Below are 6,547 nucleotides of genomic sequence, written 5' to 3'. Positions count from 1 at the left end.
TGTCAAGGCATCTTTCCCGCCTTGACAAGCACCCCCGAACCGTCAGCACAATCAACCTTCGGGGTGCCCCACGCAACCAACGGAGGGCCAATGTCGCCGCCAGGCGACGAGCCCCCCACCCGGTAGTGTCCGTTTCATGGGATCCCGGATCGAACACCGCGGCGAGTTCGACGGCTCACTAGCGGACGTCTTCGCCGCAGTAGCCGGAGAAGAAGCCCTCCGCGCCCGCCTGGCCGAACAAGGCGGAGACGACGCCAAACTCCTCACCTACACCGCCGAAGCCGAAGCCGACTCCGTCCGCTACGAACTCCAGCACGGCATCAAGGCGGCAAAACTCCCCCAAGCCGTCCGAGCCCTCCACAAAGGCGACATCATCGTCAACCGCGCCCAAACCTGGAAGCGGTCCGGCGACGAGTACACCGGCCGGTCCGACGTCAGCGTCGGCGGCGTCCCAGGCGAAATCAGCGCCTCCACCTACCTCACCCGAGGCGCGAAAGACGGCAAGGTCCTCCTCCGCACCTCAGGCGAGGTAGTCGTCCGGATCCCCCTCTTCGGCGGCCGGATCGAGGAGTTCGTCTCCGAGCAGGTGGTCAACCTGCTGCGGAACGAGGACGAGTTCACCGCGCAGTGGCTGGCCGAGCACGCCTGACCCCGGTGGGCGCCCCGACCAGGGGCACCACCAATCCCAACCGGTTGCGCCGGGTCGACCGCTGGCTCGCGAGCGATCCGGCCGTCACCCGGCTGCTGCGGCGGGGCGAAAGTCCCCTTGTCGTCGATCTCGGCTACGGAGCGTCGCCGGTCACGACGGTCGAACTGGCTCGCTGGCTGGCGCGCGTACGGCCGGACATCCGGGTGCTCGGGCTCGAACTCGACCCCGAACGCGTCGCCGCCGCCCAGCCCGCCGCCGATCCGCCTCGGCTCGACTTCCGGCGCGGCGGCTTCGAGCTGGCCGGGACGCGGCCGGTCCTGGTGCGCGCGTTCAACGTGCTCCGGCAGTACGCCGAGGACGAGGTCCCCGGCGCGTGGCAGCTGATGCTCGACGCGATGCCGCCGGACGGCCTGCTCGTCGAGGGCACCTGCGACGAGATCGGCAGGCTGGTCACGTGGGTCGTGGTCGGCGCCGGCGGGCCGCGCACGCTCACCCTGTCGCTCCGCCTCGCCGAACTCGACCGTCCGTCCACAGTGGCCGAACGACTGCCGAAGATCCTCATTCACCGCAACGTTCCCGGCGAACGCGTGCACGCTCTAATGTCCACTTTGGACGAATGCTGGGCAGCCGCCGCCCCGCACCGCTCGTTCGGCGTGCGCGCCCGCTGGACCACCACCGTCGCCATGCTCGCCGACCGCGGCTGGCCCGTTTTCGGCAATCCGGACCGGCGCAGGCTCGGCGAACTGACCGTGGCCTGGGAAAGCGTCGCGCCGCGCTGAACCCACCTGTTCACCACCCGCACCCCGCTGGGTCATCCCTTGGTGACCTTCAGTGCTGACGATGAGCGGGTGGAACTGCTGGAACACGTCACCGAGCTGATCCGGGGCACCCTCGGCTCGCCCTGGCTGTGGGTGCTCGTGTTCGCGATCGCCGGGCTGGACGCGCTGCTTCCGTTCATGCCGAGCGAAACGACCGTGGTGACCGTGGCCGTCCTGATCGGACCGGACGTCGGCAGGCTGGCGCTGCTGGTCGTCGTCTCCGCCGCGGGCGCGTGGGCGGGCGACTGTCTCGGCTACGCCGTGGGCCGCGCCGCCGGACCGCGCGCCGTCGCCTGGCTGCAGCGCGGACCGTCCGGACGGCAACGCTACGAATGGGCCCGCGACCAAGTCCGCAGGCAAGCACCGCTGCTGATCATCGCCGCCCGCTACCTGCCCGGCGGCCGCGTCGCGAGCGCGCTGGCCAACGGCAGCCTCGGCTACCCGCTGCGCCGGTTCGTGCCGCTCGACGCCGTCGGCGCGGCGCTCTGGTCGGTGTACAGCGCGCTGATCGGGCTCGCCGGCGGCACCGCGTTCGCCGACCGTCCGGTGTACGGCCTGCTGCTGTCGTTCCTGCTCGGGCTGCTGCTGGTCGCGCTCATCGAATTCGGCCGACGGGTGCGCGTGCGCAGGCTACGGTCAGTGCATGGACGCGCCACGTCTGCTGGAAGCGATCGACATTCACGCCGACCGGATCAAGGCCGCGACGCTCGCCGCGGGCCCGGCCGCGCCGGTCCGGAACTGTCCGAAATGGACAGTGCAGGACCTGGTGACGCACCTGACGACGGTGCTCTCGTACACGGTCGCTGCGATCACCGACCGGAAAGCTGAGCCACCGACAGCGGCCACCTGGGAAGACGCGCTCGGCTGCTGGGACGGCGAACGCATGGCCGTCCGCGAAGCCCTGCGCCGCCCGGCGGACACCCCGCTGCGGTCGCCGTTCCCGCGCGGCGGCCCGGTCACCGTCGGAGACTGGACGCGCCGGCTAGCGCACGAGTTCGCCATCCACCGGCTCGACGCGGAAAGCGCCCTGCCCACCCCGCCGGTCACCCAGTACCGCACGGAATTCGCCGAGGACGGCATCGACGAGTTCCTCGCCTTCCTGACCCCGCGCCGGGCCGCGCCGAGCCGCCGCGACGGGATCGTCCAGGTCAGCACCGACACGCGGACGTGGACCGTTCTGCTGCACGCCGACGAGCCGCCGGCGCTGGGCGAAGGCGTCCCGGACCTCACGCTCACCGGCCCCGCCGACGACGTCTACCGCGCGTTGTGGGGCCGCCCGAACCGCGCGGAGAAAGTCGGCGACGCCACCCTTCTGGAGCCCCTCGCAGCGCCCTGACCAGCGGCCGGTGAGAATGGGCGCGTGTCAGAACCCCAGCGTTACGTGCTCACCTTCGGCTGCCCCGACCGCACCGGCATCATCGCCCGCATCTCCGGCTTCCTCGCCGACCACGGCGGAATGATCGCCGAGGCGGCGTATCACACCGACCCCGACTCGGGCTGGTTCTTCACCCGCCAGGTCGTGCGCGCCGATTCGCTGCCGTTCGACGCCGCGGGATTGCGCGAGCGGTTCGGCGAGGTGGCGAACGAACTGTCCGCCGAATCGAGCTGGCAGGTGCGCGACACCGGCGAGCGCCCGCGCGCGGTGGTGCTGGTGTCAAAGGCCGGACACTGCCTGTACGACCTGCTCGGCCGCGTCGCCTCCGGCGAGCTGGACGTCGACATCGCCGCGGTGATCGGCAACCACGATTCGCTCGCGGACATCACCCGCGCGCACGGGATCCCGTTCCACCACGTGCCGTTCCCGGCGGGCGACCCCGACGGCAAAGCGGCCGCGTTCGCCAAGGTCCGCGAACTGGTCGACGCCCACGACCCGCACGCGATCGTGCTGGCGCGCTTCATGCAGGTGCTGCCCGCGGACCTGTGCGCGGAGTGGGCCGGGCGCGCGCTGAACATCCACCACAGCTTCCTGCCGTCGTTCATCGGCGCGAAGCCGTACCACCAGGCACACACGCGCGGCGTGAAGCTCGTCGGCGCGACCTGCCATTACGTCACCGCGGACCTGGATGCCGGGCCGATCATCGAACAGGACGTGATCCGCGTCGACCACGGCGATTCGGTGCAGGACATGGTGCGCAAGGGCCGGGACATCGAGAAGGTGACGCTCGCGCGCGGACTGCGCTGGCACCTTGAAGGGCGCGTCCTGGTGCACGGCAACCGAACCATGGTGCTCTGACGCGCTGGCGCCGAGGTACGTGAGGGGAACCCTGAGGGACTCAGAGTCCCTGAGGGTTCCCCTCACGGACGTTCGCAGGAACGCAAGCCACGCACGACCGCGGGCGTCAGCCGATCGTCGAGGTGTCGATCACGAAGCGGTAGCGCACGTCGCTGTTCTCGACCCGCGCGTACGCCTCGTTCACCTGGTCCGCGCTGATCGTCTCGATCTCCGCGCCCACGCCGTGCTCGGCGCAGAAGTCCAGCATCTCCTGGGTTTCCGCGATGCCGCCGATCATCGAACCGGCCAGCACGCGGTTGCCGCCGAGCAGGGAGAAGACGTTATACTCCAACGGTTCCCCCGGCGCGCCGACGTTCACCATCGCGCCGCCGACGCGCAGCAGGCTGAGGTAGGCGTCGACCGGCAGCTTCGCCGAGACGGTGTTGAGGATGACGTCGAACTGGCCGGCGAGCGTCTCGAAGGTCGACTCGTCGCTGGTCGCGTAGTAGTCCTTCGCGCCGAGGCGAAGTCCGTCTTCCTGCTTCTTGAGGCTCTGGCTGAGCACGGTGACGTCCGCGCCCATCGCGACGGCCAGCTTGACCGCCATGTGACCGAGCCCGCCGAGCCCGACGACGGCGACCTTCTTGCCCGGCCCCGCGCCCCACCGGCGCAGCGGCGAGTACGTGGTGATGCCCGCGCACAGCAGCGGCGCGGCGACGTCGAGGGAAATGCCCTCCGGGATCCGGCAGACGAACGCGTCCTTCACGACGATCTGCCGGCTGTAGCCGCCGTAGGTGTTCTCGCCGTCGAAGCCGACCCCGTTGTACGTCTGCACGTTGCCCTTGACGCAGAACTGCTCGGATCCGGCCCGGCAGTACTCGCATTCGCCGCAGGAATCGACCATGCAGCCGACGCCGACCCGGTCGCCGACCTGGTACTTCGTGACGTTCGCGCCGACCGCGGCGACCACCCCGGCGATCTCGTGACCCGGCACCATCGGGAAGATCGCGGTCCCCCAGTCCTGGTGGACCTGGTGCAGGTCGCTGTGGCAGATGCCGGCGTAGGCGATGTCGATCAGCACGTCGTCCGGCCGCAGGTCGCGGCGCTCGATCGTCGTCGGGGCCAGCGGTCCGCCCGGCGCCGCGGCGGCGATGGCGGAGGTGGTCGTGGTCATGAAGCCCTCCTGGGTGTCCCGATTTTCGGGAACGAAGTCAATGTAAGAACCCTCTTACATAGACTAGCGTGGGCCTCGGCTTATTCCTCGGCACGACCACGATCGGGTGTGACACACGGCATGGCGGCGCAGTACCACCACCGCAACCTGCGCGCCGAGCTCGTGCGCGTCTCGCTCGACCTGATCGCCGAAAACGGGGTCGCCGGGTTCTCGGTCGCCGAAGCCGCGCGGCGGGCGAAGGTCTCGGCCGCGGCGCCGTACCGGCATTTCCCGGACCGCGCGGCGTTGCTAGCTGCAGTCGGCACGGTCGCGGCGCGCCAGCTTCGCGAGCTAGCCGACGAAGCAGCCGCCGCCGAAACGGACGACGGGGCCGCGCTGGCCGCCGTGGCTGCCGCGCACACCCAGTTCCTGATCGACACCCGGATCGGGCTGCACGTGTTCTTCGCCGCGGATCTGGCCGACGCGCAGCACATCGAACTGCACGAGGCTCGCCGTGAGCTGATCGACGCGTCGCTGCTGCGCTGCCTCACGATCGCGCCGGACCCGGCTATCGCGCTGGAACTGATGGAGCAGCTGCACACCCAGGCCTACGGGTACGGCGATTTCTACCTCAACGGCGTCTACCAATGGCTCGGTTATCCGACGGAGCAGGTGGTCGCCAAGTCCCGGCGGGCGGCGCGGATCGTGGTCGAGGCTTATCGCGCCGGGAGACCGGAGATCAGTCCGGCGGAGTGGTGACGTAGCGGGCGGCCAGCCATTCCCCTAAGGCGCGCAAGCGATCGGTGAGCGCGGACGGTTCCAGGACATCGAAATCCACGTCGAGGTAAGCCAGCCAGCGCGCGGCCCAGTCGAGATCGTCGGCGCCGAAACGGAGTTCGCATTCGTCGCCGTCCTCGACCACGGCGGCCACGCTCGGGTCGACGAGTTCCCGGACCAGGTCGGCGGAGGTGTGCACCCGCACCCGGACGCGATGCCGCCAGCCCGCGTCCGCGACCAGATCGGCCACAGTGGACGGTGGCTCCGGCGCGGGCAGCTTGGTCCCGAGCGGCTGAACCGCCTCGATCCGGTCTACCGCAAAGGTTTTCCATTCGTTCGTCCCGCGCGGGCAAGCGACGAGATACCACTGCCGCCGGACGGTGATGAGCCGATGTGGTTGCACGTCAACCGGTTTCGCCGACGGAGCATCCATGGCTCGATGCCGGATCCGGACCGCTTCACCGGCCCGGCAAGCCAACGCGAGCGGCACCAGGGTGTCCCGTGTTGCGCGCCGGAAAGGCTTGCCCGGCAACGATTCCACGTCCGCCAGCGCGGCGAGCCGGGTCTGCCATCGGGTCGGGACCACCTGGGTCAGCTTGGCCAGCGCGGTCACCGTGGCGGTTTCCAGCCCGTCGACCGCGACCGCCGTCTGCAGGCCGAGCGAAACGGCGGCGACCTCGTCCGCGTCGAGCAACAGCGGCGGCATCGCGGTGCCGTGCGCGAGCCGGTAGCCGCCGACCCGGCCCGGTTCGCCGTCGATGCGGTAGCCGAGTTCGCGCAGCTGAGCGATGTCGCGCCGCGTGGTGCGCTCGGTGACGCCGAGCCGGGCCGCGAGATCGGTGGCGGAGATGCCGGGGCGCGCCTGCAGCAGGGCCAGCGTCTCCAGGCGGCGGCTCGTGGTGGTCATGGTTCGATTCTCGCGCAAAACTAGGACAGTA

At 70.2% G+C, this 6,547-nt stretch carries 7 protein-coding genes and 1 pseudogene; 6 read left to right on the top strand and 2 right to left on the bottom strand.

Going from position 1 to position 6,547, the window contains the following annotated elements:
- Positions 1-136 precede the first annotated feature (136 nt).
- The 5 genes and pseudogenes from ACFXI3_RS41020 to purU all read left to right on the top strand — a co-directional run bounded on the left by ACFXI3_RS41020 (position 137) and on the right by purU (position 3,700).
- Entirely contained in the window at positions 137-649 is a 513-nt protein-coding gene (locus ACFXI3_RS41020; RefSeq protein WP_378407081.1) for a DUF2505 domain-containing protein, read from the top strand.
- Positions 628-1,428, top strand: coding sequence for a class I SAM-dependent methyltransferase (locus tag ACFXI3_RS41015; RefSeq protein WP_378407079.1), 801 nt, complete (start codon positions 628-630; stop codon positions 1,426-1,428). Before ACFXI3_RS41020 ends, ACFXI3_RS41015 begins: the two co-directional genes overlap by 22 nt.
- 69 nt (positions 1,429-1,497) lie before the next feature.
- Complete coding sequence (locus ACFXI3_RS41010; protein WP_344288133.1) at positions 1,498-2,295, top strand: DedA family protein; 798 nt, start codon at positions 1,498-1,500, stop codon at positions 2,293-2,295.
- A pseudogene (locus ACFXI3_RS41005) lies at positions 2,192-2,803 on the top strand (maleylpyruvate isomerase family mycothiol-dependent enzyme); the annotation flags it as partial. The gene ACFXI3_RS41010 and the pseudogene ACFXI3_RS41005, both read left to right, overlap by 104 nt.
- 45 nt (positions 2,804-2,848) lie before the next feature.
- Positions 2,849-3,700, top strand: coding sequence for a formyltetrahydrofolate deformylase (gene purU, locus ACFXI3_RS41000; RefSeq protein WP_354746231.1), 852 nt, complete (start codon positions 2,849-2,851; stop codon positions 3,698-3,700).
- 106 nt (positions 3,701-3,806) lie between these two features.
- Here purU and ACFXI3_RS40995 read toward each other — a convergent pair whose 3' ends face one another.
- Positions 3,807-4,853 (bottom strand): NAD(P)-dependent alcohol dehydrogenase, encoded by a 1,047-nt coding sequence (locus ACFXI3_RS40995; RefSeq protein ID WP_378407078.1) that lies wholly within the window; start codon positions 4,851-4,853, stop codon positions 3,807-3,809.
- A gap of 120 nt (positions 4,854-4,973) precedes the next feature.
- On the opposite strand from ACFXI3_RS40995, the gene ACFXI3_RS40990 reads away from it, so the two are divergent.
- Positions 4,974-5,591 carry a TetR/AcrR family transcriptional regulator gene (locus tag ACFXI3_RS40990; RefSeq protein ID WP_378407083.1) on the top strand — a complete coding sequence of 206 codons (618 nt, stop codon included), beginning with the start codon at positions 4,974-4,976 and terminating at the stop codon, positions 5,589-5,591.
- Here ACFXI3_RS40990 and ACFXI3_RS40985 read toward each other — a convergent pair.
- Complete coding sequence (locus ACFXI3_RS40985) at positions 5,572-6,516, bottom strand: helix-turn-helix transcriptional regulator (RefSeq protein ID WP_378407076.1); 945 nt, start codon at positions 6,514-6,516, stop codon at positions 5,572-5,574. The two genes, ACFXI3_RS40990 and ACFXI3_RS40985, sit on opposite strands and share 20 nt — an antisense overlap.
- Between the last annotated feature and the right edge of the window lie 31 nt (positions 6,517-6,547).

The sequence above is a fragment of the Amycolatopsis sp. NPDC059235 genome (genome assembly GCF_042754125.1).
Lineage (GTDB): Bacteria > Actinomycetota > Actinomycetes > Mycobacteriales > Pseudonocardiaceae > Amycolatopsis > Amycolatopsis albidoflava.
The sequence above is the reverse complement of the archived record's forward strand: the minus strand, read 5'-3'. Positions and strand labels throughout refer to the sequence as shown.